Genomic DNA, 24,640 nt, shown 5'->3' with positions numbered 1-24,640 from the left:
CCTGCGCCCGGGAGAACGGACGCCACGGTGGAGCGGGCCCTCAGGAAGCCGGGTCCCGCAGCACCGGGTCCTGCACCTCCACGCCCTTCAGGATCGCCATGCAGATCTCGGAGAGCTGCTCGACCTGTTCCGGGCCGAGCCGGTCGAACAGGGTCCGCCGTACCGCCTCGACATGACCGGGCGCGGCCGAGACCAGGATCGCGAGCCCTTCGTCGGTGAGCACCGCCCAGCTCACCCGCCTGTCGCTCTCGCACGGCTCGCGCCGTACCCAGCCGCGTTCCTCCAGCCGCGCCACCGCGTGCGAGAGCCTGCTCGGCGAGGAGCCGACGCTTCCCGCCAGTTCACTCATGCGCATCTTGCGCTTTTCCGCCTCGGACAGCCGCACCAGGATCGCGTAGTAGGTGTGCGGCATCCCGGAGTCCCGTTGCAGCTGGCGGTCCAGCTCCTCCTGAATGCGCTGTGAGGCGGCCAGGAACGCCCTCCAGGTGCGTTGCTCGCCGTCGTCCAGCCATCTCGTCATGGGTAAAGCCTAGTTGAGGCCTCAATCGTCGAAATGTACAATACTTGAGAGCTCAACTTTCCTATCGGGGAGGGACCCATGCCGGTCCAACGTCTCAACCACGCGGTCCTGTTCGTACGCGACGTCGAGCGCAGCGTCGCCTTCTATCGCGAGGCCCTCGGCTTCGAGGTCGTCATGGGGATGCCTGGCGCGGCGTTCCTGCAGGCCTCGGGCTCGACCAACGACCACGACCTCGGCCTGTTCGAGATCGGCGCGCAGGCGGGCCCCTCCGGCGCGGGACGCTCCACCGTCGGGCTCTATCACCTGGCCTGGGAGGTGGACACCCTGGAGGAGCTTGAGCGGATCGCCGTCAAGCTCTCGGAACTCGATGCCCTGGTCGGCGCCTCCGACCACTCCACCACCAAGGCGCTGTACGCCAAGGACCCCGACGGGCTGGAGTTCGAGGTCTCCTGGCTCGTCCCCGCCGACCTCATCACCCCGGAGGTCCTGGAGGGGCGCAAGGGCATCAAGCCCCTGGACATCGCCCGCGAGAAGGAGAGGTACGGCGCGCAGACCCGCGGCGGCCTGGGGATCTCCATCCCCGTCTGACGGTCGTGTCCACCGCCGTCGGCCGCGTCAGCCGTGTCAGCCGTGTCAGCCGCGGGAACCGGCGTCCCGGACGAGCAGGGCGGCCTGCACGCGGTTCGAGCAGCCGAGCTTGGCCAGGATCCGGCTCACGTACGTCTTGATGGTCGTCTCGCTCATGTTCAGCCGGCGGCCGATCTCGGCGTTGGACAGCCCTTCGGCCAGCAGACCCACCACCTCCGACTCCCGGGGGGCCAGCGCCGCCAGCCGGTCGGCCGCCTCCCTGCGGCGGCAGGCCTCGCCCGGCGGGACCATGTCCAGAACCGTCCGGGCCACTGCGGGGGACAGGTAGGCGTCCCCGCGGTGCGCCGCCCGCACCGCGCCGATCAGCTCGCCGGGCGTGCAGTTCTTGAGCACGAAACCGGCCACGCCGTTCTGCACGGCGCGCTGCACGTTCGGCTCCGTGCCGAAGGCCGTGAGCACCACGGTCCGCAGCCCCGGCATCCGGCGGCGCAGTTCCTCCGCCGCGCCCAGGCCGTCCAGCACCGGCATGTTGATGTCGACCAGCGCCACGTCGGCCCGGTGTCTGATCGCCCCCTCGACGGCCGCCCTGCCGTCCGCCGCCTCGGCGACCACCTCGATGTCGCCCGCCGACTCCAGAACGGTACGGATGCCGGCCGTGATCAGCGGCTCGTCGTCGGCGACCAGGACCCTGATCACCTCATCTCACCCCCACCGCGACGCCCGCGGACAGGATGCCGATCATCGCGATCGCCGTGACCAGTCCGAGCGCGATCGTCCGGGCGCGTTCCGCGCCGGAAGGCCCGCCGCCGGCGGCCCCTGCGGGGACCTCCCCCTCGGCCGGCTCCGACCCGGTGGCCGGCACCATCGCGAAGAGCCGGAACTCCCCGGCCGACCGGCGGTGGTCCAGGAACCCGCCGGCGAGCCGTACCCGCTCGCCCAGCCCGGCCAGGCCGTGCCCGGAACCGTCGGGGATCGCGGGAGCCGGGCGGTCCGGTGCGGGGCCGGAGACGTTGACCGGCGAGGCGGGGCGGTCCGGTGCGGGGTTGGACACGGTGACCAGCAGCGCGTCCGGCTCCCACTCGGCGCTCACCGTGACCGGCAGGCCCGGGGCGTGCTTGACCGCGTTGGTCAGTCCCTCCTCGACCACCCGGTACACCGCCTGCCCCGCCTCCGGGGACAGCGCCCGGGGTTCCCCCCGCCACCGCAGCTCCACCGCGACGCCGGCCGCCCGGAACTCCTCCAGCAGCGTCGCGAGGGCCTGCGCGCCGAACGACCGTACCGGCGGCGGCTCGTCCTGCGCCCGGAGCGCCCCGACCAGCTCGTACAGCTCGTCCATCGCGGCGCGCGCCGCTCCCGCCAGCTGCCGGACCGCCTGCCGCTCCCGGGCGGGCAGCGGCGACACCTCCAGCGCAGCCGCCTGGACCGACACGAGGCTGAGCCGGTGTCCGAGGGAGTCGTGCATGTCCCGGGCGATGCGCAACCGTTCGCGCAACCGCTCCCGCTCGGCGAGGAGCTCCCGCTCCTGCCGGAGCCGCCGGTTGTGCCGGTCGAGCGCCCCGACCAGCCGCTCGTGCTGGGCGAGGTAGCGGCCGACCAGCAGCGGCAGCGCGGCGAACACGAGATAGGCGTACACGAAGGAGGGCGCCTCCGCCACGGACGGGGGCAGGAGCACGAGCTGCACGGCGAGGCCGCCGGACGCCGCGCCGACGGCCACGGCCAGGCCCCGCCGCGAGGTGATCCCGCGCCCGGCGTGGTAGGCGGTCCACAGCAGCAGGAAATACGTGCCGCCGGTCAGCGAGGCGAGGGTCAGCGCGGCCGCGAACGCCCCCGCCGGGGACCGGCCGCACAGCCCGATCACCAGTCCCGCGGCCAGCGCGTATCCCGCCGTGCCCCACGAGAGCGGGGCGCCCTGTCCCGCGGCGACCACGAGCGCCGTGTCGGCCAGGACCACGAGGGCGGCGAGGAGGTGTCGGCCCGTGCTGCGGTGTCGGCCCATACTGCGCAGACTACGTCCCGGCCGCCGTGTCGACTTTCGTGGACGGCAATCGGGCACTTTCGGGGACTGCGCGGGACCGGCCCCGGTTCCTAGCGTGATCCGCGTGATCGACATACAGAACCTCAGCAAGAGGTACGGGGACACGGTCGCGGTCGACGGGCTCTCCTTCACCGTGCGACCGGGCCGGGTGACCGGGTTCCTCGGCCCGAACGGGGCCGGAAAATCCACCACGATGCGGATGGCGCTGGGTCTGGACCACCCCACCGGGGGCCGGGTCCTCATCGACGGCCGGTTCTACCGGGAGCTGTCCTGCCCCCTGCGGCGGGTCGGGGCCATGCTGGAGGCCCGGGACGTCCATCCCGGCCGCAGCGCGTACGGCCACCTGCTCTGGCTGGCACGGAGCAACCGGATCCCCGCCGCCCGCGTCCGGGAGGTGCTGGAGCTGGTCGGGCTGGAGAAGGCCGCCCGCCGGCGGGTCCGGGGCTTCTCGCTCGGAATGACCCAGCGCCTCGGCATCGCCGCGGCGCTGCTGGGAGACCCGCCGGTGCTCCTGCTCGACGAGCCGGTCAACGGGCTGGACCCCGAGGGGGTCCGGTGGATCCGGAACCTCATGAGGGGGCTGGCCGCCGAGGGCCGGACGGTGTTCGTCTCCAGCCACCTGATGGGCGAGATGGCGCTCACCGCGGACCACCTCGTCGTGATCGGCCGCGGCCGGCTCCTCGCCGACACCTCCACGCGGGAGTTCGTCGAGGCCAACTCCCGTTCGCACGTCCGGATCCGCACGCCAGAGCCCGAGCGGATGCGCCGGGCGCTGGCCGCGGCCGGTGTCCGGGTACGGCAGGCGGCGGACGGGACGCTGGAGGCGCACGGGACGGAGGCCGCGAGGGTCGGCGAGCTGGCCGCGGCGGGCGGCCTGACGGTGCACGAGATCGGCACGGAGACGGCGTCGCTGGAGGAGGCGTTCATGCGGCTCACCGGGGAGAGCGCGGAGCACCGGGCGGCGGCGCCGGACACCGGGGACGGCACGGACCGTCGGGCGGCGCGGCCGCGTTCCGGGGAGCGCCGGGCCGGGAGGCGGTGATGGACGCGGTGATGGACGCTGTCTCCGTGCGCGCGGCCCTCGCCGCCGAATGGGTCAAGATCAGGACCCTGCGGTCGACGGCCGTGGCCCTGCTGCTGGGCGTCGTCCTCAGCGCCGGTCTCGCCTATCTGCTGGGGCTGAGCTTCAGCGCCAACCTCTCCAGCATGGCCCGGGAGCAGACCGAGCCCGCCGACCTGCTCTTCGCCACCTTCTACAGCCTCACCCTCGGCCAGCTCCCCCTGGTGGTGTTCGCGGTCCTGGCCGTGGGCGGCGAGTACGCCTCCGGGACGATCCACGCCTCGCTGACGGCGATGCCCCGGCGCGGCGCGTTCTACGGCGGCAAGATGCTCGCCGTGGCGCTGACGGTGCTGGGCGTCGCGGTGGTCACGGTCCCGGCCGTCTTCTTCGCGGCGCAGGCGGGCCTCGGCCGGTACGGCATGTCCCCGGACGCGGACGGGGTGCCGCAGGCCCTCATCGGCTCCTGCCTCTATCTGACCCTCATCTGCGTCTTCGCCGCCGGAGTGACGGCGATGCTGCGCGGTCCGGCGCTCTCGCTCGGCATCCTGCTCCCGGTGTTCTTCCTCGGCTCGCAGGGGCTCGGCAACGTTCCGCAGGTGAAGGCCGTCGCGCAGTACCTGCCGGACCAGGCGGGCATGGTGATCATGCATCTCACCGGCCCGCCCGGGGATCCGCACTTCGGCCGTCCGTACGGTCCGTGGGCCGGGATGGGCATTCTCGCCCTGTGGGCCGCCGCCGCCCTCATCGGCGGTTATCTTACGCTGCGCCGCCGTGACGCCTGAGGCGTGACGTCCGGGGTGGGGGCGAAGGGCGGCGAGGGGCCCAATTCTCGCTTTGTGACTCCAGGTAATGGAGAATTAGCTCTGAGTGAGAGATAGTGGAGGGATGGCAGAGGCCGAATCCCTGGAAAGGCTCCGCGCCCACCTTGCAGAGCGCGGAGTCCCCGCCGATCTGCGCGGGGAAGCCCTGGTCGTCCACCTCCGGACATCGCCCATGCCCGTCTGGGTGTTCGTCGGCTACGACGGCCGGTTCTTCTCCTGGCAGTGCGCCGAGAAGCGCCACCCCGTGACCGACGTCGCCGGCGCGGCCGACGCGCTGGCCTCCTACGTCTCCTCGCCCCCCTCCCTGTTCAGGGAGGGGACGAGGTTCAGGGACGGGATGAGGCGCGGTCAGACCGCGCGGTGATACTGGTCGGGCCAGCGCGCCGCGGCCCCGAGCTCCGCGAGTTCGCGCGCGGCCAGGTTCGGCCAGTACGGGTTGCGCAGCAGCTCCCGGCCGAGCAGCACCGCGTCCGCCTGCCCTGAGGCGACGATCTCCTCCGCCTGGCGGGCCTCGGTGATCAGGCCGACGGCGGCCACCGGCATGTCCGTCTCGGCCTTCACCCGGGCGGCGAACGGGACCTGATAACCGGGACCGGCGGGGATGCGGGCCTTCGGCGCGTTGCCGCCGGTGGAGGTGTCCAGCAGGTCGACGCCGTGGGCGAGCAGGTCCTTGGCGAAGCGCACCGTGTCGTCCGCGGTCCAGCCCTCCCGCCCGTCCTCCGGATTCTCCGTCAGCCAGTCGGTGGCCGAGATCCGGAAGAAGACCGGCAGTTCGTCCGGCCAGACCGCGCGGACGGCGTCCACCACCTCGATCGCGAACCTGGTGCGGTTCTCGTAGGAACCGCCGTAGGCGTCGGTGCGCCGGTTGGTGTGCGGGGACAGGAACTCGTTGATGAGATAGCCGTGCGCGCCGTGCACCTCGGCCACCTGGAAACCGGCGGCCAGCGCCCGCCGCGCCGCGGCGGCGAACCCTTCGACGATCCGCCGGATCTCCTCCACGCTCAGCTCGGCCGGCACGGGATAGCCGTCGGCGAAGGCGAGCGGGCTCGGGCCGACCGGCTGCCAGCCGTGCTGGTCGGGGCCGAGCGGGGCGCCGCCGCGCCAGGTGCGGTCGGTGGAGGCCTTGCGGCCGGCGTGCGCGAGCTGGATGCCGGGCACGGCGCCCTGCTCCCGCAGGAACGCGGTGATGCGGGCGAAGCCCTCCTGCTGGCGGTCGTTCCACAGGCCGAGGTCGGCCGGGCTGATCCGGCCCTCGGGGGAGACCGCGGTCGCCTCGGTGATGATCAGACCGGCCCCGCCCACCGCCCTGGCGCCCAGGTGGGTCAGGTGCCAGTCGGTCGGCACTCCCTGCTCCGGCCCCTCGACGGCCGCGCAGTACTGGCACATCGGGGCCATCCAGACCCGGTTGGGGATGGTCAGGTCCCGCACCGTCAACGGCTCGAACAACGCACTCACGACATGCTCCTTGGTCGGGGGTCACCGGACTCGGTCGGGGATCGCCCACCGCGGGCTCCCGCCGTACGTTGATACGATAGGCATCGTACTACGACGAATGTCAAATTACGATAGTCGTCGTACAATGAACGCTCCGACGGGAGGAGCCACCGTGTCGACCCCAACCGCCAGGGCCCTGGAGCACCCCCCGCTCGAGGAGATCCGCCTGGAGGCCGTGCTGCACGCCCTGTCCGACCCGATGCGTCTGCAGGTGGTGCGCTTCCTCGCCGACCTCGGCCAGGGGCAGGAGGCGGCGTGCTCGGCGATCGAGCTGGCGGTCAGCAAGTCGACCACCACCCACCACTTCCGGGTGCTGCGCGAGGCCGGCGTGATCAACCAGGTCTACCGGGGCACGGCGAAGATGAACGCGCTGCGCCGCCACGACCTCGACGCCCTGTTCCCCGGCCTGCTCGACACCGTCCTGGAGGCCGAGGCGGCCCAGCGGCGGCGCACCGGCTGACCTCGCCGACCGCCCCACCGCCGAACCCCTCACCCGCGGCGGCCCCCGGCCCCCGCCGGGCCCGTCACCCGCGGACGAGCGCGCCCAGGAGTCGTTCGGCCTCCCCGGCCACCGCGGGGAACACGCCCTCCGGATCGGGGGACCTGGCCAGCATCATGCCCGCCTCGCAGAGCGCGCCGAAGACCAGCTGCGAGCGGACGTCGAGGTCCCCGCCGGCGATCCACCCCTCCGCCGCGGCCGCGCGCATGCCGTCCCGCAGAACCCGCAGCAGGTGCTCGTACTCGATCTCGCGGACCGCGTCCCAGCCGAGCACGGCCGGCCCGTCCAGCAGCACGATCTGCCGGAACCCCGGGTCCGTGCAGCACTCCAGGAAGGTACGGCACCCCTCGCGCAGGGCGGACCAGGGATCGGGGGCGTGCACGGCCACGCGCTCCAGCGCGGCGGCGGCCCACCGCAGCCTGCGCACGAACACCTCGCGGAACAGCCCCGCCTTGCCGGGGAAGTGGTGGTAGGCCGCGCCCTTGGTCATCCCGGCCGCCGCGGCGACGGCGGCTAGCGAGGTGGCGGCGTAGCCGTCCCGGCCGAACATCTCCTCCGCGGTCGCGAGCAACCGGGAGGAGGTCGCGCTCGAACGCTCGGCCTGGGTCCGCCGGGCCACGGCGCCGTCCTTGGCGGGCATCGGTCCGCACTCCCTTCTCCGCAGGCCGGCCTGCGGAACGTTTCCTTCCCCGGCTCCCTCCCGGCGGAACGGTGAGGCGGCGGTCCTTGACGGGACACGTCGTGGAACATACGTTCGATTCGAACAGTTACATACCCTGGGTATGAAAGCGAGCCGGTCATGAACGCACCGCCCATCGCAATCTACGGCGCCAACGGGCACACGGGCCGTCTGGTCGCCGCCGAGCTGCTCTCCCGGGAGCAGGACATCGTGCTGTCCGGCCGTGACGCCGGGGCGTTGCGGTCCCTCGCCGAGGAGCTGGACCGTCCGCAGCGCGTGCGGGTCCACCTCGCGCCCCTGGACGATCGGGCCGCCCTGCGCGAGCTCGCCGAGAACGCCTCCGCCCTGATCCACTGCGCCGGCCCCTACGCCCGGACCGGTGAGCCGGTCGCCGCCGCCGCGGCGGCGGCCGGCTGCCACTACGTCGACCACGCCATCGAGCCGCGCCACGTCAAGCACCTGTTCGAGAACCTGCAGGCGCAGGCCCAGCGCACCGGCGCCGTGATGATCCCCCAGATGAGCTTCTACGGCGCGCTCGCCGACCTGCTGGCCGCGGTCGCGACCGAGGGCATGTCCGAGGTCGACCGGATCACGGTGGGCTACCGGGTCACCGGCTGGCGCATGACGAAGGCGGCGGTCAAGACGGCGGAGCTGCTGATCGGCGAGATCGACAGGGTGACCTACACCGACGGGGTCCTGCGCACGGGACCGGTCGAGATCCGCAACACCGTCTTCCCCTTCCCCCCGCCCATCGGCCCCCGAACGATGATCGCGCCCTTCCCCTCCGGGGAGATGGTCACCATCCCCAGGCACGTCCCCGTGCGCACCGTGGAGTCGCAGCTGACCTCCAGCACCTTCGAGGAGGAGCAGGTCTTCACCAGCGTGGACGCCGACGCGGCCGAACGGGCGCGCACGGAGTTCATGGTCGCCCTCCAGGCCGTCGCGGCCGGGGGCGGCGGCCGCAACGCGCACATCAGGGGCAGCGACATCTGGTGGGTCGGCGCGGTGGCCTCGGTCGAGGCGGCCCTGCTGCTGGCCGAGGGCAGGGAGACGGCCAAGGCCGGCGTCCTCAGCGCCGCCGAGGCCTTCCACGCCCTGCCCTTCCTGCGCCGGATGGAGGAGCTCGGCGCGTTCACGCTCACCGTGTGAGCGGTCCGGCCCCCTCCACGGCTTCCCCGGTGGCGTCATCCGCGGTCTCGTCGGCGGCCAGCACCTTCTTCAGGAGGTCCCGGAGCTGGATCCGCTCCGACTCCTCCAGCGCGCTCAGCGGCGCGGCCGCGAAGCCGAGGGAGCGGCGCAGTTCGGCGACGGCCCGCCGGCCGTCGGGGGTGAGCGTGATGTTCTTCACCCTCCGGTCGGCGGGATCGGGCTCGCGCCGCAGGAGCCCGCGGCCCTCCAGACGGTCCACGATGCCGGTGACGTTGGACGGGTCGCAGTTGAACAGGCGGGCGATACGCCGCATGGGCAGGGACTCGGCGGCGACCAGCACGAGCATCTTGGCCTGCAGGGCGGTCAGCCGGTGCCGCGCGGCGGCCTCCTCGTATCTCCTGTTGTAGCGGGCCGCCACCTCTCCCATCAGAGCCACCACTTCACCGGTCACGTTCATGGAGGTGATTATATTTGACGTACCTCAACCTTTGACGGAGCTCATATGTCTCGGCAGATCAATCTCGCCTCGCGCCCCTCCGGCTGGCCGACCGCGGATAACTTCGACCTCGTGGAGGTGGAGCTGCCCGCCCCGCAGGAGGGCCAGGTGCTGGTCCGCAACCTGTTCATGTCGGTCGACCCGTACATGCGGGGCCGCATGAACGACGCCAAGTCCTACGTACCCCCGTTCAAGCTCGGCGAGCCCCTCGAGGGCGGGACGGTCGGCGAGGTCGTCGAGTCGCGGGCGCCCGGCCTGGCCGAGGGCGACCTCGTCCTGCACGGCTACGGGTGGCGCGAGCAGGTGGTCGTCGAGGCCGCCCGGGTGCGCAGGGTCGACCCGATCGAGGGAGTCTCCCCCACCGCCTACCTGGGCGTGCTGGGCATGCCCGGCCTCACCGCCTATGTCGGCCTCCTCGACGTGGCCTCCTTCAAGGAGGGCGAGGCGGTCTTCGTCTCGGGCGCCGCCGGGGCGGTGGGCAGCATCGCCGGCCAGATCGCCAAGCTGAAGGGGGCCTCGCGCGTCATCGGCAGCGCGGGCTCCGACGAGAAGGTCTCCCACCTGTACGACCTCGGCTTCGACGCGGCCTTCAACTACCGCAACGGCCCGGTCACCGAGCAGCTGCGCAAGGCGGCCCCCGACGGCATCGACGTCTACTTCGACAACGTCGGCGCCGACCACCTGGAGGCGGCGATCGACTCGCTCAACACCGGCGGCCGGGTCGCCATGTGCGGCGCGATCGCGGTCTACAACGCCACCGAGCCCTCTCCCGCGCCGCGCAACCTCTTCCTCGCCGTCGGCAAGCGGCTCACCCTGCGCGGCTTCATCGTCGGCGACCACTCCTCCCGGATGCGCGACATGATCGCGGAGGTCGGCGGCTGGCTGCGCGAGGGCCGCATCTCCGCGCAGGAGACCGTGGTCGACGGCCTGGAGAACGCCCCGGCCGCGTTCATCGGCCTGATGCGGGGCGAGAACACCGGAAAGATGATCGTCCGTCTCTGACCCCCGTCTCCGATCCGTGGGGCGCCCCGGGGCAGCGTCGCCGGCCGACATGCGGCGGCGGAAAGTATGTCGCCGAGCCACACTGCCGACCGGGGTCCCCCTTGGCAGGATTCGTGCATGGAACTCACCGCTCGTGGTCTGCGGCACAACCTCATGGTCCGCGGACCCATCGATGGCCCGCCCGTGCTGCTGGTCCACGGCAACTGCTCCTCCGGGGCGTTCTGGGAGCCGCTGGTACGGCTGCTGCCCGAGCACTGGCGGATCGTCGCGCCCGACCTGCGCGGCTACGGCCGCACCGAGGCCGCGCCGGTCGACGCCACCCGCGGGCTGCGTGACTTCTCCGACGACCTGGCCGCCCTGCTGGAGGCGGAGGAGGTCTTCCCGGCCGGCGCCCGCCCGGTCGTGGTGGGCCACTCCATGGGCGGCGGCGTGGCGATGCAGCTGCTGATCGACGTCCCCGAGCGGGTCGCCGCGCTGGTCCTCGAGGCTCCGCTGTCGCCGTACGGCTTCGGCCTGGGCGGGGCGGGCGCGGCCAATCCCGACTTCGTGGCCCGCCTGGCGGCCGGCGACCGCACCGGCGAGTCGCCCGCCAGCCCCCGGATGATCCTGCGCACCTACTACGTGGCCGATCCGGCGAGCCTGGGCGCGGACGAGGAACTGCTGCTCGACACGGTCCTGTCCACCGCGACCGGCGAGGGCAACTACCCGGGCGACGCGGCTCCCTGCGACGAGTGGCCGGGCATGGGCGCCGGCCGGCGCGGCGTGCTCAACTCCATGGCGCCGCAGTGGTTCGGCATCGCCGACGACCTGGTCGCGGTCCCCGGCAAGCCGCCGGTGACCTGGGTGCGGGGCGACGTCGACCAGATCGTCTCGGACACCTCCCTGTTCGACCTGGCCTACCTCGGCAAGCTCGGCGCGGTGCCCGGCTGGCCGGGCGAGGAGCTCTGCCCTCCCCAGCCGATGGTCACCGAGACCAGGGCGGTCCTCGAACGGTACGCCGAGGCCGGGGGCTCCTACGAGGAGATCGTCTACGAAGGGGTGGGGCACAGCCCGCACATCGAGCGCGCCGCCGACTTCGCCGCGGTCATGGCCCGCGTCGTGAAGGAGGCCACGGCGGCCGACGCAGCGGGCCGGTGAGCGGGCCGGTGAGCGAGCCGGCGAGCGGGTTGACGGATGAGCCGGTGAGCGGGCCGATCCACCGCCGGGAGCGGGTGCCCGTCCGGGGCGGCACGCTGCGGGTGGGGGTGTGGGGCGAGCGCGGCCCGCTGGTCGTCGCCGCCCACGGCATCACCTCCTCCCACCTGGCGTGGGCGCTCATCGGCCCGGACCTGGGGCGCGACCACCGCTTTGTCGCGGTGGACCTGCGCGGCCGGGGCGGCAGCCGGGACCTGCCCGGGCCGTACGGCATGGCCGCGCACGCCGACGACCTCGCCGCCGTGATCGACCACTACGGCGGCGGGCCGGCCGTGCTGGCCGGGCACTCGATGGGCGGCTTCGTCGTGGCCGAGACCGCCCGCCGCCACCGGAACCTGGTGGAGCGGCTCGTCCTGGTGGACGGCGGAGCGCCGCTCCCCCCGCCCGAGGGCGCGGGCACCGTACGGGAGGCGATCGAGCGCACGGTGGGGCCGATCGTGGCGCGGCTGGGGCGGACGTTCGCGACCCGTCAGGAGGGCCGGGACCTGTGGCGCGCGCACCCGGCCTTCGCCGAGTGGACCGGGGCGTGCGCCGCCTACGCCGACTACGACCTGGTGGACCTGGGCGACCGGTTCGAGGCCGCCTGCCGGCTGGAGGCCGCGCTCGCCGACGCGCCCGAGGTCTACGCGCTGCCCGGCATGGCCCCCGCGGCGCTCCCGGTGCCCGCCGTGTTCCTGCGGGCGGCCCGCGGCATGCTGGACGAACCCGACCTGCCGCTGTACGCGCCCGGCCGGGCCGCCGAGTGGCTGCCCGGCGTGGCGGAGTCCACCGTGGACGGCGTCAACCACTACACGATCACCCTGTCCCCCCGGGGCGGCGCGGCGGTGGCCGCCGCCGTACGGAGCCCCGCGCCCTGATCCCGGGGCTCCGCCGGTGCGGGTACGCGGATCGCGTCCGGTGCGGGTACGCGGATCGCGTACGGCGGAGCCTCCGGTCCGGGCCTCAGCCCTCGGCCTCCTCCCCCTCCTCGGCGAGGACCTCGCGCTCGTAGGCCTGCAGCGTCTCGACGAACAGCAGCCGCTCGGCGGGCGTCAGCGGCTCCAGCGCCTTGCGCCAGGCGCGCGCCCCCCTGGCCAGCCACCTGTCGACCGCCTCACGGCTCTCCTCGGCGATGGCCACGATCGTGCGGCGGCGGTCGGCGTCGTCCTCGCGCCGCTCGACCACGCCCCTGCGGCTCAGGTCGCCGACCATCAGGCTCACCGTCGCCGGGGCGACCTCGAGCCGGGCGGCCAGCTCGTTGACGCCGAGCGGCCCGTCGAAGAGCAGGTACGCCAGCAGCGACAGGTGCCGGGGGGCGAGGTTGAGCGACTGCAACTGCTCCGGGACCTTGACGCGCTTGATCCGTCCGACCATGCGAGGCATCAGGAGCAGCAGCGTCCGGACTCCGGCGTCGACGCTCAGGCCGTCGGTTGACATAGCTTGATCTCCAAAATAGCTTTGCTTACAAAGCAAAAATTCTCCGTTGCCCGGAGGCTATCCAGCCCTGCCTCCGTACGACCAGGAAGGTCGCCGCGTGGCCGACGATTCCCATCAGCAGGTCATCTCCCGTCAGCAGGCCGTCGACTTCGACCGGCAGATCATCGAGGAGTTCCGCAGGAACGGCGGCAGAGTCGGCGGCAGGTTCGAGGGCGCGTCCCTGGTGCTGCTGACGACGACCGGCGCGAAGACCGGCAGGCCGCGGACGACCCCGGCCGCCTATCTGCGCGAGGGCGGGCGCATCTTCGTCTTCGCCACCAACGCCGGGTCCGACCGTCACCCGGCCTGGTACCACAACCTGCTGGCCCATCCCCGGATCACCTTCGAGATCGGCGGCGGCCGCGGGGTCGAGACCCGCGCCGCGACGGCGGTCGTGCTCCACGGCGAGGAGCGGGACAGGGTCTACGCCCGCCAGGCCGCGATCGTGCCCGCCTTCGCCGCCTACCAGGAAGGGACCTCGCGGGTCATCCCCGTGGTCGCCCTGGACCCGGTGGACCACGAACGGGCCCGCAGGATCGGCGACGACCTGGCGCAGATCCACGCCGGGCTCCGCCGGGACCTGGCGGCCGCGCGCGGGGAGCTGGAGGAGTTCCTCACCGGCCGGCGGGACGCCCCGCCCCACGCGCGCCTGGGCACGGACCTGCGCGATCACTGCCTGGCGTTCTGCGAGGCGCTCCACAAGCACCACAGCCGCGAGGACGAGACCGGCTTCCCCATCCTCGAACGGCAGTACCCCGAGCTCCGCCCGGCGCTGGAGCGGCTGCGGCGCGAACACGTGGCGGTGGCCGACGCCGTCCACCGCCTGCGGACGCTCCTGGCCGATCCAGGCGCGTCGGCTCCGGAGCGGGTCCGGGCGGAGTTCGACCGGCTCTCGGACGAGCTGGAGTCCCACTTCGCCTACGAGGAGGAGCAGCTCACCGACGCGCTCAACGCCCTCGTCCTGGAGGGCTGAACCCGCGCCGGTCGGCGCCGCGACCGCCGTGCGCGCCACCGGTGCGGGTACGCGGATCTGCGTACGGCGGAGCCTCCGGTGAGCGGATTACCGCCGGGGCCCGCGCGGCCAGACTCGGCCGCATGCTCACCCTCCTCGTCCGCGCCTTCCGCGTCCCCGATCTCCGCGGGAAGCTGCTCTTCACCCTGGCCATGATCGTGTTGTTCCGGTTCGGGCAGGTCCTGCCCGCGCCGGGCGTGAACGTGGTCGCGGTGCGGGAGTGCCTGCGCGGTTCCGACAGCGGACTCGTCGACATGGTGCAGCTCTTCAGCGGCGGGGCGATGCTGAAGCTGTCGGTGTTCGCCCTGGGGGTCATGCCGTACGTCACCGCGGGCATCGTGATCCAGTTGCTCGCCGTGACGGTCCCGCGTCTGGAGGCGCTCAGGAAGGAGGGACGGCAGGGGCAGGCGAAGATCACGCAGTACACGCGCTATCTGACGGCGGCGCTGGCCGTGATCAACGCCGCCACCGTCGTGTCGCTGGCCCGCGCGGGCCGGATCTTCCCCAACTGCGATCAGCAGCTGCTGCACGACCAGAGCCCGATGACGGTGGCGGTGATCGTGTCCACCCTGGTGGCGGGGACGTGCGTGATCATGTGGCTGGGCGAGCTGATCACCGAGCGCGGGATCGGGAACGGCATGTCGATCCTGATCTTCGCCCAGGTGGTCGCCGTGTTCCCGTCCTACCTGTCGAAGATCTTCGTGCTCAACCCGGTCGCGCTGGTGACGATGCTGGTCGCGGGCGTCTTCCTGGTGGCGGCGGTGGTGTTCATCGAGCAGGCGCAGCGGCGGATCCCGGTGCAGTACGCCAAGCGGGTGGTCGGGCGCAGGGTGTACGGCGGGACCTCGACCTACCTGCCGCTGAAGGTCAACCAGGCCGGTATCGTCCCCGTCATCCTGGCCTCGTCCCTGCTGGTCGTGCCGCAGATGGCCGCGCAGCTGACGGGCGGGACGGGACCGGTCGGCGAATGGGTCACCCGCTATCTCGTCTCGGGCGACCATCCGGTCTACATGCTGGGCTACTACGCGCTGATCGTGGCGTTCACCTACCTCTACGCCTCGCTCACCTTCGACCCGGCGGAGGTGGCCGACGGCATGATGCGCTACGGCGGGTTCGTCCCCGGCGTCCGGCCGGGCCGGCCCACCGCCGCCTACCTGCGGTTCGTGCTCTCGCGGCTGACCGCGCCGGGGGCCGCCTACCTCGGCGCGCTGTCCCTGGTCCCGATCATCGTGTTCGCGGTCCTGGACGACCCGTCGAGCCAGACGGACTTCCCCTTCGGCGGTACGACCGTCCTCATCATGGTCGGCGTGGGGCTGGAGACGGTGAAGCAGATCGAGGCGCATCTGGAGCAGCGCGCCTACCGGGGCTTCCTCAGGGGATCGTCAGACCGGACCTGACGGCGAAGACGACCAGCTGGGCCCGGTCGCGGGCGTGCAGCTTGACCATGGCGCGGCTGACGTGGGTGCGGACCGTGTCGGGGCTGATGACCAGCTCCTTGGCGATCTCGTCGTTCGAGCGGCCGGTGGCGACCCAGGCGACCATCTCCCGCTCCCGGGGCGTGAGGGTGTCGAGGCCCTCGACCGGGGTGACGTCGTGGCGGCCGAACAGGCCGATGACCTTCCTGGTGACGGAGGGGGACAACAGCGCCTCGCCCGCGGCGACGACCCTGATCGCGTGGACGAGCTCCTCGGGGGCGCTGTCCTTGAGGACGAACCCGCTGGCCCCGGCCCGCAGGGCGGCGAAGACGTAGCTGTCGACCTCGAAGGTGGTGACGACGATCACCCGGGTGGCGCTGGTCTCCGGGTCGGCGGCGATGGCCCGCAGGGTCTCGATGCCGTCCATGCCGGGCATGCGGACGTCCAGGAGGAGGACGTCAGGACGGGTCTCGCCCAGCAGTCGCAGCGCCGCGGCCCCGTCGGCGGCCTCACCGGCGAACTCCAGGCCGGGCTCGCGGTCGATGAGCGCCCGGAGCCCCATGCGCACGACGGCCTGGTCGTCGGCGAGCGCCACCCGGATCGGCCCCGTCTGCGAGGTCACCCGATGTCCCCGCCCGAAGGAGACCCGGACCGTACGGCCTGCGCCGCCATGCGGGCTCCGAAGGAACCGGGCCGTACGGCCTGCGCGATCACACGGGCTCCAGGGGGAACCGGGCCACGACGTGGAAGCCGCCGCCCTCCCGGGGGCCCGCGCTGAACGTCCCGCCGGACTCCGTCACCCGGGCCCGCATCCCGGCCGTCCCCCGGCCCTCGGCCGTGCCCGAGGGGCCGCCGCCCCGGTCGGCCACCTCCAGGACGAGCTCGCTCGGGCCGCCGGTGACGCGTACCAGCGCCCTGGTCGGTCCGGCGTGCCGCATGACGTTGGTCAGGGACTCGCGCACGACCCGGTAGACCACGTCCTCCAGGTGGGCGGGGACCTCCGGCTCGGCGGGCTCGACGTCGACGGGCAGCCCCGCCGCCCGGACCCCGTCGATCAGCCGGGGCAGGTCGTGGCCCGCGCTCCCCGGGTCGAGGACATCGAGCGCGAAGCGGAGGCGGCCGAGCGCCTGCATGCTGGTCGAGCGGATGGCCTCCAGCGACTCGCGGGCCTGGGCGGGGTTCTCGTCGAAGACGAGCAGGGCGACCCCCGCCTGCATGGCGATGGTCGCCAGGCCGTGCCCGGCGGCGTCGTGCACCTCCCCGGCGATGCGCGCCCGCTCCGCGGCGATCAGCTCCTGGACGTCTGCCGCCTCCTGGACGTCCGCCGGCGACTCGGCGCTTCTCACCGGCGCCGCCGGACCGGCCGGCGCCGCGGCGGGGGCGCGCTTCACGAGCGGTACCGGGTGGGCCGGGGCCGCGGCGGGAGCCGTCCAGACGGCCGTGCTCACCGGCCGGTCGGCCGTACCGCGGGCCTGACCGGAATCGGCGGAAGCCTTACCGGAATCACCGGAGACCCGGCCGGAACCACCGGGGACGTGACTCGGACCGCCGGAAGCCTGGTTGGGACCGCCGGGGATCCGGCTGGAGCCACCAGGGGTCTGACTGGAACCACCAGGGGTCTGACTGGAACCGCCAGGAGTCTGACTGGAACCGCCGGGGGCCTGGCCGGGAGCGCTGGACGGCCACGGGATGGCGAGCCAGCCCGCCCATGCCAGCATCAGGATGACCGGCAGGTCGCGCAGCCGTCCGAGGCGGGACAGCCCCGAGGCGGCCACCGCGAGGGAGTTGCGCGGGCGGCCGTCCGGACGCGTGTGCTCGGTCACCGCTCTCCAGGGACAGACTCGGGTGAGCTCGACGGGCTCGTACGAGCCGATCCTAGCCAGTGCCGAACGATCATGCTCGGGGCCGCGTACCGCCGTCCGCCGAGGGATCCAGGGGGTCGGCCGGGCTCTCCGGGGCGGGTCGCGACGGCCTGGCGGGCCACGGCAGTCCATCGGATTTCGACAACCGGGCGAGGTTCGACAGCCGGGCGGGGTTCGACAGCCGCCGGCCGAGGCGCCGGCCGGGCTCCTCCACCAGGCGGTGGGTCAGATGCGCGAGCGGCACCAGCAGCAGGAGGAACAGCACGAGGTTCGGGCTCACCCGCAGCAGGAGCGGGTGGAGCAGATAGAGGGAGAAGCTGATCACTCCGAGGTGGGCGAGCCACCCGGGGAACCTCCGGTGCCGCATCGCGAACGCGGCCGTGAAGAAGGCGGCGGCCAGCAGGATCGCCGGCGCCCAGCCGGGGTCGTCCTTGGCCGGGACCCCGCAGGCCAGGACCGTCAGTACGGCGGCGACGGCGGTGCGCCACCGGATCGTCCCCTGCTCGGCGCGGTACACGGCCGTGCCGGCGAACATCGCGGCCAGGACGGTCAGCCCCTGCCACGGGCCGATCCGGCTGCCCAGGACCACCAGCGCCAGGCCGAGGAGGCCGCCCGCCAACGCGGCGGCCGTACCCGCCCCGCCGCGGGCCCGCGCCGCCACGACGACGACCGCGACGACCGCGAGCCCGAGGGTCGTGGCGAGCACGTCGGCACGACCGCTGATCACGGGACGGGTCAGCACGAGTCCGAGGGGTACGGCCGACAGGGCCAGGACGATCGCGACCGCGGCCGACGCGTGCGCCCGCCGTACGGCGAACAGCCCGACGGTCAGCAGATAGAACGCCATCTCGTAGGAGAGCGTCCACATCACGTCGATGGCGGCGGGCACGCCGAGCAGTTCCTGCAGCATGGTCAGGTTCCCCAGGACCACCAGGGGCAGGGGCCGCGCGCTCAGACCCGGGTGGAGGACGAACATCCCGGCGCAGGCGAGCAGGAGCGCCAGGGCGAGCGCGGCGAGCAGCAGGGGCAGCAGCCGGAAGGCCCGGCCGATCCAGAAGGCCCGGACGTCGCCGCGCCGCTCCAGGGAGGCGGGGATGATATAGCCGCTGACCAGGAAGAACACGAAGACGCCCCAGGTCCCGACGTCGATCCTGCTGTCCACCTCCGCCCAGAGGCCCGGGATGAAGGTCCAGCCGGAGTGGTGCATCACGACGGCCAGCGCGGCGGGGCCCCGCACGGCGTCCAGCCAGGTCAGTCGGGGAGGCGTCGGGACCATTTGCCCGACTTTAGGGCATCTTCCCCCTATAGCCGGTTCGGGTGCGGGAGTGGCCGCCGGGGCTGCGGGGAGTGTGACGAACACGGCACGCGGCCAGAAATATCCGCACGATCACGGCTGTTGCACCGCGTATACCGAGGCCGCGGCCCGTGGCCGGGACGCGGGCCCCTTCTTCCCGGCTGGAGTTCTCCCGGCTGAGGCTTTCTCGACGAAGGCCCTCTCGGCGAAAGGCGCGTTCCCATGGCTCTTCCCCTCTCCATCCTCGACCTGGCCCACATCGGCGAGGGAGAGACGGTGCGAGACAGCCTGAACGCCAGCGTGACGCTGGCCCAGCGGGCCGAGGAGTGGGGTTACCGGCGGATCTGGTACGCCGAGCACCACAACATGCCGACCATCGCCTCCTCGGCGACCAGCGTGCTCATCGCGCACGTGGCCGCGCACACGAGCACGATCCGCCTGGGCGCCGGGGGCATCATGCTCCCCAACCACTCGCCGCTGACCATCGCCGAGCAGTTCGGGACCCTGGAGTCGCTGCACCCGGGACGCATCGACCTCGGTCTCGGCCGGGCGCCGGGCAGCGACCAGAAGACCATGCGCGCCCTGCGCCGCACCCCGTCCTCCGCCGACGGCTTCCCCCAGGACGTCCTTGAGCTGCAGGGATATCTGACGGGGCAGTCCCGCATCCCGGGCGTCGACGCGACGCCGGGCAAGGGCACCGACGTGCCGCTGTACATCCTGGGCTCCTCGCTGTTCGGCGCCCAGCTCGCCGCCGCGCTCGGGCTCCCGTACGCCTTCGCCTCGCACTTCGCCCCGAACGCGCTGGAGGAGGCCGTCACCCTCTACCGGCGCGAGTTCAAGCCGTCCGCGCAGCTGGACCGGCCGTACGTCATCGCCGGCGTCAACGTCATCGCGGCGGACACCACGCAGGAGGCGCAGGAGCAGTTCCTGTCCGCCAAGCGCAAGCGGGTGGCGCTGTTCCTCGGCCGGGACCGGACGTTCACCCCGGAGGAGGCGGACATGATCCTGGAGTCCCCCGCCGGGCAGCAGATCGTGCACATGACCAAGTACTCCGCCGTCGGCACCGCGGCCGAGGTCGAGGACTACCTCGACCGGTTCGCCGCGCACGCCCAGGCCGACGAGCTGATCGTCGTCTCCGCGGCCCCGGACAGGAAGGCGTGGCTGCGGTCCCTCGAACTGCTGGCCGAGGTCCACGGTCCGGTCCCCGCGTAGGGCCCCGCCCGGCACCCCCGCGGGGAGTGCCGGGCGCGGGACCGGAAGACCCGGATCAGTCGGCGACGAGGCGGGTCCGCCGCCACCGGTCCTCGCTGTACTCCCGCTGCCGCCGGACGACGTAGGCGCCCGGCGCGCATCCCGTGGCGCCGTGCTCGGGGTGCAGCAGGTAGGCCACGGCCGAGGTGTCGAACAGGCCGATCGCCAGCCCCTCGGCGTCCATCACGTCGGCCGTCCAGCGGCACGTGCCCGGTTCGGCGACGAGCGTGTGCGGGTTGCCCCCGGCCTCGCCGCGCAGGAGTTCGATCCCCCGGGGAGGCACGTCCGTCCAGCGCGCCCGGGGCGCGGGCCGCACGGAGGACGCGACGACGGAGAGCGGGATGACGATGAGGTCGCCCTGGGCCTGGAGCCCGTCGACGACGGGGATGCGCACCGACTGTTCGAGGTGGTCGAGTACGGCGAGGCCGGTCTGGCGGGAGAGCGAGGCGAGCGTCACGGCCGGAGCGGCCTGAGCTGTCGGAAAGGTCCGGGCGGTCGGGCAGGCCTGGGCGGTCGGGCAGGCCTGGGCGGAAGTCGTCGTCACAGTCATGGTGGTCACCTCAGGTTCGGCGGACGAGAAGGGAGTACTGCTCGGCGGACAGCCCGTAGGTCCAGCCGGCGGCGGCGATCGGGTCGTCGAGGAAGTCCGGCACGATCAGCCCGTACCGGCGGCGGCGCCCGTCGCGTTCGAGGGAGCCGTTGACCGCCAGGAGGACCCGGCTTCCCCTCCGCACGGTGAACAGCCGTAGTTCGGAACCGGGGTTGCCGGGGTCGGGGGCGGAGGCGACCGGGCGCAGCCCGGCCCCCTCGATGTAGGCCTCCCAGCCGATGTGCTCGATCGCGCACCGCCTGACCTCGACGTTGGCCTCCTGCTCGATCCGCCGGATGCTCGGATCCGTGATCACCCAGGCGGGCACCGGGGTCCCGTGCCAGGCGTGCACGTCCCACCCGTCCGCGTACCGCACGGCCGGGCCGTCCGCGCAGTGCAGCCGCACCTCGCCGTCCTCGCCTCTCGGCTCCGTGCGCACCTCGGCGGGCCGCTCGGACACGACGCACACGTCCTCGCGGGGCCACCACCAGCCGCATGAGCGGGCCACCGCCGCCCACGCCTCGAACCGCCGGGTCTGCTCCGGGGTGAAGACCACGCCGGCCGCCCGGCGCAGGGCGTCGTAGTGGGCGATCCACGAGACGCACTGCATGCCGTACCAGGTGTTCGCGGGGTAGTCCTGCGGGTGGTGCGCCGACCGCAGCGCCATGCGGAGCGACCGGTCGGCGGACCGGGAGAGCGGGCCGCGGACCTGCCGGCGGATCATCTGGTCCATCGGCTGCTGGACCCATCTGACCCGGGCGTCGAGTTCGCGGCACAGCTCTCTCATCAGAGAGGTGAGGATCGGAGGCAGGGGCCATCCGGACAGGTTCTCGACGGCGTCCGACGGCCGTGGCCGCGTCCCCGGCGGGGCGGTCACCAGGGCCGCCGCGGGTGAGGAGACCCAGTGGAAACGGGGTGGAACCTGCCCGATCAGGCGGTACAGCTCCGAGATGGCGGCCTGTGCGGCCGGACGGTCGGCGGGCAGCGTCGACAGCGCCAGGCCCAGCCATTCTTCGCGGATTGCGGCAGCTTCCCGCTGCACCGGAGCGCTCACCGGATGAGGGTGGCGTCGTCCTTTCCAACGATCATGTTCACCATCGTGACAGACGCCCGCGACGGATGTCCATCACATATGTCCTCCTCTGCCCGATGCAACCTCTTGCGGATAATCCGGAACGGGACCGTCTGCTACGTACGCTAGAGGGATGACCGCCATGGCACCCACCCGCACCGAGACGGACCTGTCGTTCCTGCTGGACCACACCGGCCACGTCCTGAGAACCCGGATGGCCGCGGCGCTCGCCGAGATCGGGCTGACGCCGCGCATGCACTGCGTGCTGGTCCACGCCCTGGAGGAGGAGCGCACGCAGATCCAGCTCGCCGAGCTCGGCGACATGGACAAGACCACGATGGTGGTCACCGTCGACGCCCTGGAGGAGGCCGGTCTCGCCGAGCGCCGCCCGTCGAGCACGGACCGGCGGGCCCGGATCATCGCGGTCACCGGCAAGGGCGCGGAGGTCGCGAAGCGGAGCCAGGAGATCGTCGACGGCGTGCACAGGGACGCCCTGTGCTCGCTGCCCGACGATGAGCGCGAGGTGCTCGTGCGCGCTCTGAATCGCCTGGTGACGGGGCATCTGGCGACCCCGGCCGAGGTTCCGCAGCCGGTACGGCGGGCGCGGCAGCGCACAAAATAGGACTGAAACATATCGTCTCTAACAAAACTATCTGCTACGGTCACTTCTGTTCCCTTCCGAACAGGAGGCCGTCGTGCCGCGTACCACCACCTCTCCCCAGCAGACCCCCGCCAGGCCCCGATCGCGGTGGCCGGCGCTCATCGTGCTGTCGACCTCGATGCTGATGACGATCCTGGACGGCAGCATCGTGACCGTGGCGATGCCCGCCATCCAGCAGGATCTGGGCTTCTCGCCCGCCGGGCTCAGCTGGACCGTCAACGCCTACCTGATCGCCTTCGGCGGGTTGCTGCTGCTGGCCGGTCGCCTGGGTGACCTCATCGGCCGCAAGGTGATGTTCCTGGCGGGCAACGCGGTCTTCACCGCCGCGTCGCTGCTGGCCGGACTGGCCGACGGGCCCGGCCTGCTGATCGCCGCCCGGTTCGGCCAGGGCGTCGGCAGCGCCATGGCCTCCGCCGTGGTCCTGGGCATCCTGGTGACGCTGTTCACCGAGCCCGCGGAGCGCGCGAAGGCGATCGGCGTCTTCAGCTTCACCGGCGCCGCCGGAGCCTCGATCGGCCAGGTCCTGGGCGGGGTCCTCACCGACGCGTTCAGCTGGAACTGGATCTTCTTCATCAACCTGCCCATCGGGCTGGCCACCGTCGTGCTGGCGGTCCGGGCGCTGCCGGACGACCGCGGGATCGGGTTCGCCGCCGGAGCCGACGTCATCGGCGCCGTACTGGTCACCGGCGGGCTGATGCTGGGCATCTACACCGTGGTCAAGATCGAGGAGTACGGCTGGCTCGCCGCGCACACCCTCGGCCTCGGCGCCGTCTCGCTCACCCTGCTGGCCGCGTTCTTCGTCCGTCAGGCGAGCGCCGCGACCCCGCTGATGCCCCTGCGGATCCTCCGTTCGCGCAACGTCGCAGGCGCCAACCTGGTCCAGATGCTGACGCTGTCGGCCATGTTCGCCTTCCAGATCATCGTCGCGCTCTACATGCAGAAGGTCCTCGGCTACGGCGCGCTCGCGACCGGGCTGGCGATGCTCCCCGCGGCGGTGTCCATCGGCGGGGTGTCCCTGTTCGTCTCGGCCCGGCTCAGCACCCGGTTCGGCGAGCGGGCCGTCCTGACGACCGGCCTGGTGCTCCTGCTCGGGGCGATGGGCTGGCTCGTCCGCGTCCCGGCGGACGCGCACTACGTCCCCGACCTGCTCCCGGTGATGCTGCTCATCGCGGGCGGCGGTCTGGTGCTCCCGTCGCTGACCTCGCTGGGCATGTCCGGCGCCCGGGCCGACGACGCGGGCCTGGCCTCCGGGCTGTTCAACACCACCCAGCAGATCGGCATGGCCGTCGGCGTCGCGGTGCTGTCCACGCTCGCCGCCTCGCGCACCCGGGAGCTGCTGGCGGCCGGAGAGGGCGAGGCCGCCGCGCTGACCGGCGGCTACCACCTGGCCTTCGGCACCTCCGCCGCCCTGCTCGCCGCCGCCCTCGTCGTCACACTGACCGTCCTGCGCCGGCCCCGGCCGTGAGGGCAGAGCGATGACGGTCAGCGCGACGATGATCAGGGCAGCCAGTCGCGACGGGGGTCGTACTCCATCCACCGGTTCCGCCGGCCCTCGTCGACGACGGCGGCCAGCAGGGGATCGAGGAGACGGCGGGACTCGTCCCGCCGCCACAGGAGCGACCATGCGTACAGGGGCGTGGGCTCCATCAGGGGGATCGAGCGGATCCCCGGGATCTCGGGAAGAGCGCTGTCGGCGGGGAACAGGGAGAAACAGGTGGGATCCGCCACGATCCGGGCCGCGAAGTGGTCCAGCCCCAGGTTCGGGCCGCCGGCGTGCCCGGCGATGCCGAAGCGGTCGGCGAAGCGGCGCAGGAAGTCGAGGCGGTCCAGCGGCCCTGGGGTCCACAACACGCTGCCGCGCAGCTGGTCCGGCCTCAGGTACGGCTCCGCCGCCAGCGGATGGCCGGCGCTGACCACCGCGTCGACCGGCTCCAGCCGTACCAGGCGGTGGGTGAGACCGTCGTCCAGGGGCGGATGGACCCGGCCGAACCCGGCGTCGATCTCGTGGTGCAGGAGCGCGGCCGACACCGACGGCAGGTCGCGCCCGTGCCCCAGCTCCAGTTCGAGCCGCTCGTCGCGGGCCGCCACCTGGGCGAGCGTGCGCATCGGCGCGTAGAGGTGTCCCCAGACGTCCACCCGCAGGGGCCGCCGTGCCTCGGTGACCGCCGCGGCGGCCAGCTCACCCGCGGCCAGCGCCCGCCGGGCGGGATCGAGGAAGCGCCCGCCGGGCCCGGTGAGGCGCACCCCCTGACCGCCGCGGTCGAACAGGCGGGCGCCGAGCCGGGTCTCCAGCGCGGCGATCCGCTTGGACAGGGCCTGCTGGGAGATCGACAGCCGCTCGGCCGCCCTGCCGAAGTGCAGTTCCTCCGCCGCGAGCACGAACGCACGCACCTGCCCGAGGTCGAGATCCACGGCCTCACCTTACGGGGTGGCCTGTGAATCTTCTTGCCTACTGCGGTCGCCCGGACGGCGCCCCACTTCGTTGTCGTCGT

General features: G+C 72.8%; 27 protein-coding genes. 14 read left to right on the top strand and 13 right to left on the bottom strand.

Going from position 1 to position 24,640, the window contains the following annotated elements; genetic code table 11:
* Nucleotides 1–40: 40 nt before the first annotated feature.
* Nucleotides 41–520, bottom strand: coding sequence for a MarR family winged helix-turn-helix transcriptional regulator (locus Psi01_RS22850; RefSeq protein ID WP_204066110.1), 480 nt, complete (start codon nt 518–520; stop codon nt 41–43).
* 78 nt (nt 521–598) lie between these two features.
* Here Psi01_RS22850 and Psi01_RS22845 point away from each other — a divergent pair, with 78 nt between their 5' ends.
* The gene (locus Psi01_RS22845) at nt 599–1,108 is read left to right on the top strand and encodes a VOC family protein (protein WP_204066109.1); all 510 of its coding nucleotides are present in this window, start codon (nt 599–601) and stop codon (nt 1,106–1,108) included.
* A 45-nt stretch (nt 1,109–1,153) separates the two neighbouring features.
* Here Psi01_RS22845 and Psi01_RS22840 read toward each other — a convergent pair whose 3' ends face one another.
* Nucleotides 1,154–1,804, bottom strand: a complete 651-nt coding sequence (locus tag Psi01_RS22840) for a response regulator transcription factor (protein ID WP_204066108.1) — start codon at nt 1,802–1,804, stop codon at nt 1,154–1,156.
* Nucleotide 1,805: 1 nt separating this feature from the next.
* Nucleotides 1,806–3,104, bottom strand: a complete 1,299-nt coding sequence (locus tag Psi01_RS44155; protein WP_204066107.1) for a sensor histidine kinase — start codon at nt 3,102–3,104, stop codon at nt 1,806–1,808.
* Nucleotides 3,105–3,207: 103 nt separating this feature from the next.
* On the opposite strand from Psi01_RS44155, the gene Psi01_RS22830 reads away from it, so the two are divergent.
* The 3 genes from Psi01_RS22830 to Psi01_RS22820 all read left to right on the top strand — a co-directional run bounded on the left by Psi01_RS22830 (nt 3,208) and on the right by Psi01_RS22820 (nt 5,388).
* Nucleotides 3,208–4,185: an ABC transporter ATP-binding protein gene (locus Psi01_RS22830; RefSeq protein ID WP_204066106.1), complete on the top strand. Its 978-nt coding sequence runs from the start codon at nt 3,208–3,210 to the stop codon at nt 4,183–4,185.
* Nucleotides 4,185–4,985: an ABC transporter permease gene (locus Psi01_RS22825; protein WP_204066105.1), complete on the top strand. Its 801-nt coding sequence runs from the start codon at nt 4,185–4,187 to the stop codon at nt 4,983–4,985. The genes Psi01_RS22830 and Psi01_RS22825 overlap by 1 nt, the downstream gene beginning before the upstream one ends.
* Before the next feature lie 103 nt (nt 4,986–5,088).
* The gene (locus Psi01_RS22820) at nt 5,089–5,388 is read left to right on the top strand and encodes a hypothetical protein (protein WP_204066104.1); all 300 of its coding nucleotides are present in this window, start codon (nt 5,089–5,091) and stop codon (nt 5,386–5,388) included.
* On the opposite strand, the gene Psi01_RS22815 is transcribed toward Psi01_RS22820, so the two are convergent.
* A complete protein-coding gene (locus tag Psi01_RS22815) occupies nt 5,373–6,479 on the bottom strand; it encodes an NADH:flavin oxidoreductase/NADH oxidase (protein WP_204066103.1) in 1,107 nt (368 codons plus the stop codon). The two genes, Psi01_RS22820 and Psi01_RS22815, sit on opposite strands and share 16 nt — an antisense overlap.
* A gap of 151 nt (nt 6,480–6,630) precedes the next feature.
* Here Psi01_RS22815 and Psi01_RS22810 point away from each other — a divergent pair, with 151 nt between their 5' ends.
* Nucleotides 6,631–6,978 (top strand): ArsR/SmtB family transcription factor, encoded by a 348-nt coding sequence (locus Psi01_RS22810; protein WP_239127931.1) that lies wholly within the window; start codon nt 6,631–6,633, stop codon nt 6,976–6,978.
* A gap of 64 nt (nt 6,979–7,042) precedes the next feature.
* Here the strand turns inward: Psi01_RS22810 and Psi01_RS22805 are convergent, their stop codons facing one another.
* On the bottom strand, nt 7,043–7,657 hold the full coding sequence (locus Psi01_RS22805) for a TetR/AcrR family transcriptional regulator (protein WP_204066101.1): 615 nt from the start codon (nt 7,655–7,657) through the stop codon (nt 7,043–7,045).
* Between the two features lie 159 nt (nt 7,658–7,816).
* On the opposite strand from Psi01_RS22805, the gene Psi01_RS22800 reads away from it, so the two are divergent.
* Nucleotides 7,817–8,845 (top strand): saccharopine dehydrogenase NADP-binding domain-containing protein, encoded by a 1,029-nt coding sequence (locus Psi01_RS22800; protein WP_204066100.1) that lies wholly within the window; start codon nt 7,817–7,819, stop codon nt 8,843–8,845.
* On the opposite strand, the gene Psi01_RS22795 is transcribed toward Psi01_RS22800, so the two are convergent.
* Complete coding sequence (locus tag Psi01_RS22795; protein ID WP_204066099.1) at nt 8,835–9,302, bottom strand: MarR family winged helix-turn-helix transcriptional regulator; 468 nt, start codon at nt 9,300–9,302, stop codon at nt 8,835–8,837. The two genes, Psi01_RS22800 and Psi01_RS22795, sit on opposite strands and share 11 nt — an antisense overlap.
* Nucleotides 9,303–9,347: 45 nt before the next feature.
* Here Psi01_RS22795 and Psi01_RS22790 point away from each other — a divergent pair, with 45 nt between their 5' ends.
* The 3 genes from Psi01_RS22790 (at nt 9,348) to Psi01_RS22780 (ending at nt 12,394) form a co-directional block, all read left to right on the top strand.
* A complete protein-coding gene (locus Psi01_RS22790) occupies nt 9,348–10,343 on the top strand; it encodes an NADP-dependent oxidoreductase (RefSeq protein ID WP_204066098.1) in 996 nt (331 codons plus the stop codon).
* A 117-nt stretch (nt 10,344–10,460) separates the two neighbouring features.
* Complete coding sequence (locus Psi01_RS22785) at nt 10,461–11,480, top strand: alpha/beta hydrolase (protein ID WP_204066097.1); 1,020 nt, start codon at nt 10,461–10,463, stop codon at nt 11,478–11,480.
* A 44-nt stretch (nt 11,481–11,524) separates the two neighbouring features.
* Nucleotides 11,525–12,394, top strand: a complete 870-nt coding sequence (locus tag Psi01_RS22780; protein ID WP_204066096.1) for an alpha/beta hydrolase — start codon at nt 11,525–11,527, stop codon at nt 12,392–12,394.
* An 85-nt stretch (nt 12,395–12,479) separates the two neighbouring features.
* On the opposite strand, the gene Psi01_RS22775 is transcribed toward Psi01_RS22780, so the two are convergent.
* Nucleotides 12,480–12,953 (bottom strand): MarR family winged helix-turn-helix transcriptional regulator, encoded by a 474-nt coding sequence (locus tag Psi01_RS22775; RefSeq protein WP_204066095.1) that lies wholly within the window; start codon nt 12,951–12,953, stop codon nt 12,480–12,482.
* A 97-nt stretch (nt 12,954–13,050) separates the two neighbouring features.
* Here Psi01_RS22775 and Psi01_RS22770 point away from each other — a divergent pair, with 97 nt between their 5' ends.
* Both Psi01_RS22770 and secY read left to right on the top strand, forming a co-directional pair.
* On the top strand, nt 13,051–13,965 hold the full coding sequence (locus Psi01_RS22770; protein WP_239127930.1) for a nitroreductase/quinone reductase family protein: 915 nt from the start codon (nt 13,051–13,053) through the stop codon (nt 13,963–13,965).
* A 122-nt stretch (nt 13,966–14,087) separates the two neighbouring features.
* Nucleotides 14,088–15,401 carry a preprotein translocase subunit SecY gene (gene secY, locus Psi01_RS22765; protein WP_204066094.1) on the top strand — a complete coding sequence of 438 codons (1,314 nt, stop codon included), beginning with the start codon at nt 14,088–14,090 and terminating at the stop codon, nt 15,399–15,401.
* Here the strand turns inward: secY and Psi01_RS22760 are convergent.
* The 3 genes from Psi01_RS22760 to Psi01_RS22750 all read right to left on the bottom strand — a co-directional run bounded on the left by Psi01_RS22760 (nt 15,376) and on the right by Psi01_RS22750 (nt 18,557).
* The gene (locus tag Psi01_RS22760; protein WP_275424589.1) at nt 15,376–16,041 is read right to left on the bottom strand and encodes a response regulator; all 666 of its coding nucleotides are present in this window, start codon (nt 16,039–16,041) and stop codon (nt 15,376–15,378) included. The genes secY and Psi01_RS22760 overlap by 26 nt on opposite strands.
* Nucleotides 16,042–16,129: 88 nt before the next feature.
* Nucleotides 16,130–17,242 carry a sensor histidine kinase gene (locus Psi01_RS22755; RefSeq protein WP_204066093.1) on the bottom strand — a complete coding sequence of 371 codons (1,113 nt, stop codon included), beginning with the start codon at nt 17,240–17,242 and terminating at the stop codon, nt 16,130–16,132.
* 70 nt (nt 17,243–17,312) lie between these two features.
* Nucleotides 17,313–18,557: an acyltransferase family protein gene (locus Psi01_RS22750; protein ID WP_204066092.1), complete on the bottom strand. Its 1,245-nt coding sequence runs from the start codon at nt 18,555–18,557 to the stop codon at nt 17,313–17,315.
* Nucleotides 18,558–18,797: 240 nt separating this feature from the next.
* Between Psi01_RS22750 and Psi01_RS22745 the strand changes: the two genes are divergently transcribed.
* Entirely contained in the window at nt 18,798–19,787 is a 990-nt protein-coding gene (locus Psi01_RS22745) for an LLM class flavin-dependent oxidoreductase (protein ID WP_204066091.1), read from the top strand.
* A 55-nt stretch (nt 19,788–19,842) separates the two neighbouring features.
* On the opposite strand, the gene Psi01_RS22740 is transcribed toward Psi01_RS22745, so the two are convergent.
* Both Psi01_RS22740 and Psi01_RS22735 read right to left on the bottom strand, forming a co-directional pair.
* A complete protein-coding gene (locus Psi01_RS22740) occupies nt 19,843–20,376 on the bottom strand; it encodes a DUF8820 family protein (protein WP_239127929.1) in 534 nt (177 codons plus the stop codon).
* Nucleotides 20,377–20,386: 10 nt separating this feature from the next.
* Nucleotides 20,387–21,469 carry a DUF6745 domain-containing protein gene (locus Psi01_RS22735; protein WP_204066090.1) on the bottom strand — a complete coding sequence of 361 codons (1,083 nt, stop codon included), beginning with the start codon at nt 21,467–21,469 and terminating at the stop codon, nt 20,387–20,389.
* A 151-nt stretch (nt 21,470–21,620) separates the two neighbouring features.
* Between Psi01_RS22735 and Psi01_RS22730 the strand changes: the two genes are divergently transcribed.
* Together Psi01_RS22730 and Psi01_RS22725 are read left to right on the top strand one after the other, a co-directional pair.
* Nucleotides 21,621–22,109: a MarR family winged helix-turn-helix transcriptional regulator gene (locus Psi01_RS22730; RefSeq protein WP_204066089.1), complete on the top strand. Its 489-nt coding sequence runs from the start codon at nt 21,621–21,623 to the stop codon at nt 22,107–22,109.
* A gap of 73 nt (nt 22,110–22,182) precedes the next feature.
* Nucleotides 22,183–23,613 (top strand): MFS transporter, encoded by a 1,431-nt coding sequence (locus tag Psi01_RS22725; RefSeq protein ID WP_239127928.1) that lies wholly within the window; start codon nt 22,183–22,185, stop codon nt 23,611–23,613.
* 32 nt (nt 23,614–23,645) lie between these two features.
* Here the strand turns inward: Psi01_RS22725 and Psi01_RS22720 are convergent, their stop codons facing one another.
* On the bottom strand, nt 23,646–24,560 hold the full coding sequence (locus Psi01_RS22720) for a LysR family transcriptional regulator (protein WP_204066088.1): 915 nt from the start codon (nt 24,558–24,560) through the stop codon (nt 23,646–23,648).
* Between the last annotated feature and the right edge of the window lie 80 nt (nt 24,561–24,640).

The sequence above is a fragment of the Paraplanobispora siamensis genome (assembly GCF_016863175.1).
Taxonomy (GTDB): domain Bacteria; phylum Actinomycetota; class Actinomycetes; order Streptosporangiales; family Streptosporangiaceae; genus Planobispora; species Planobispora siamensis.
The sequence above is the reverse complement of the archived record's forward strand: the minus strand, read 5'-3'. Positions and strand labels throughout refer to the sequence as shown.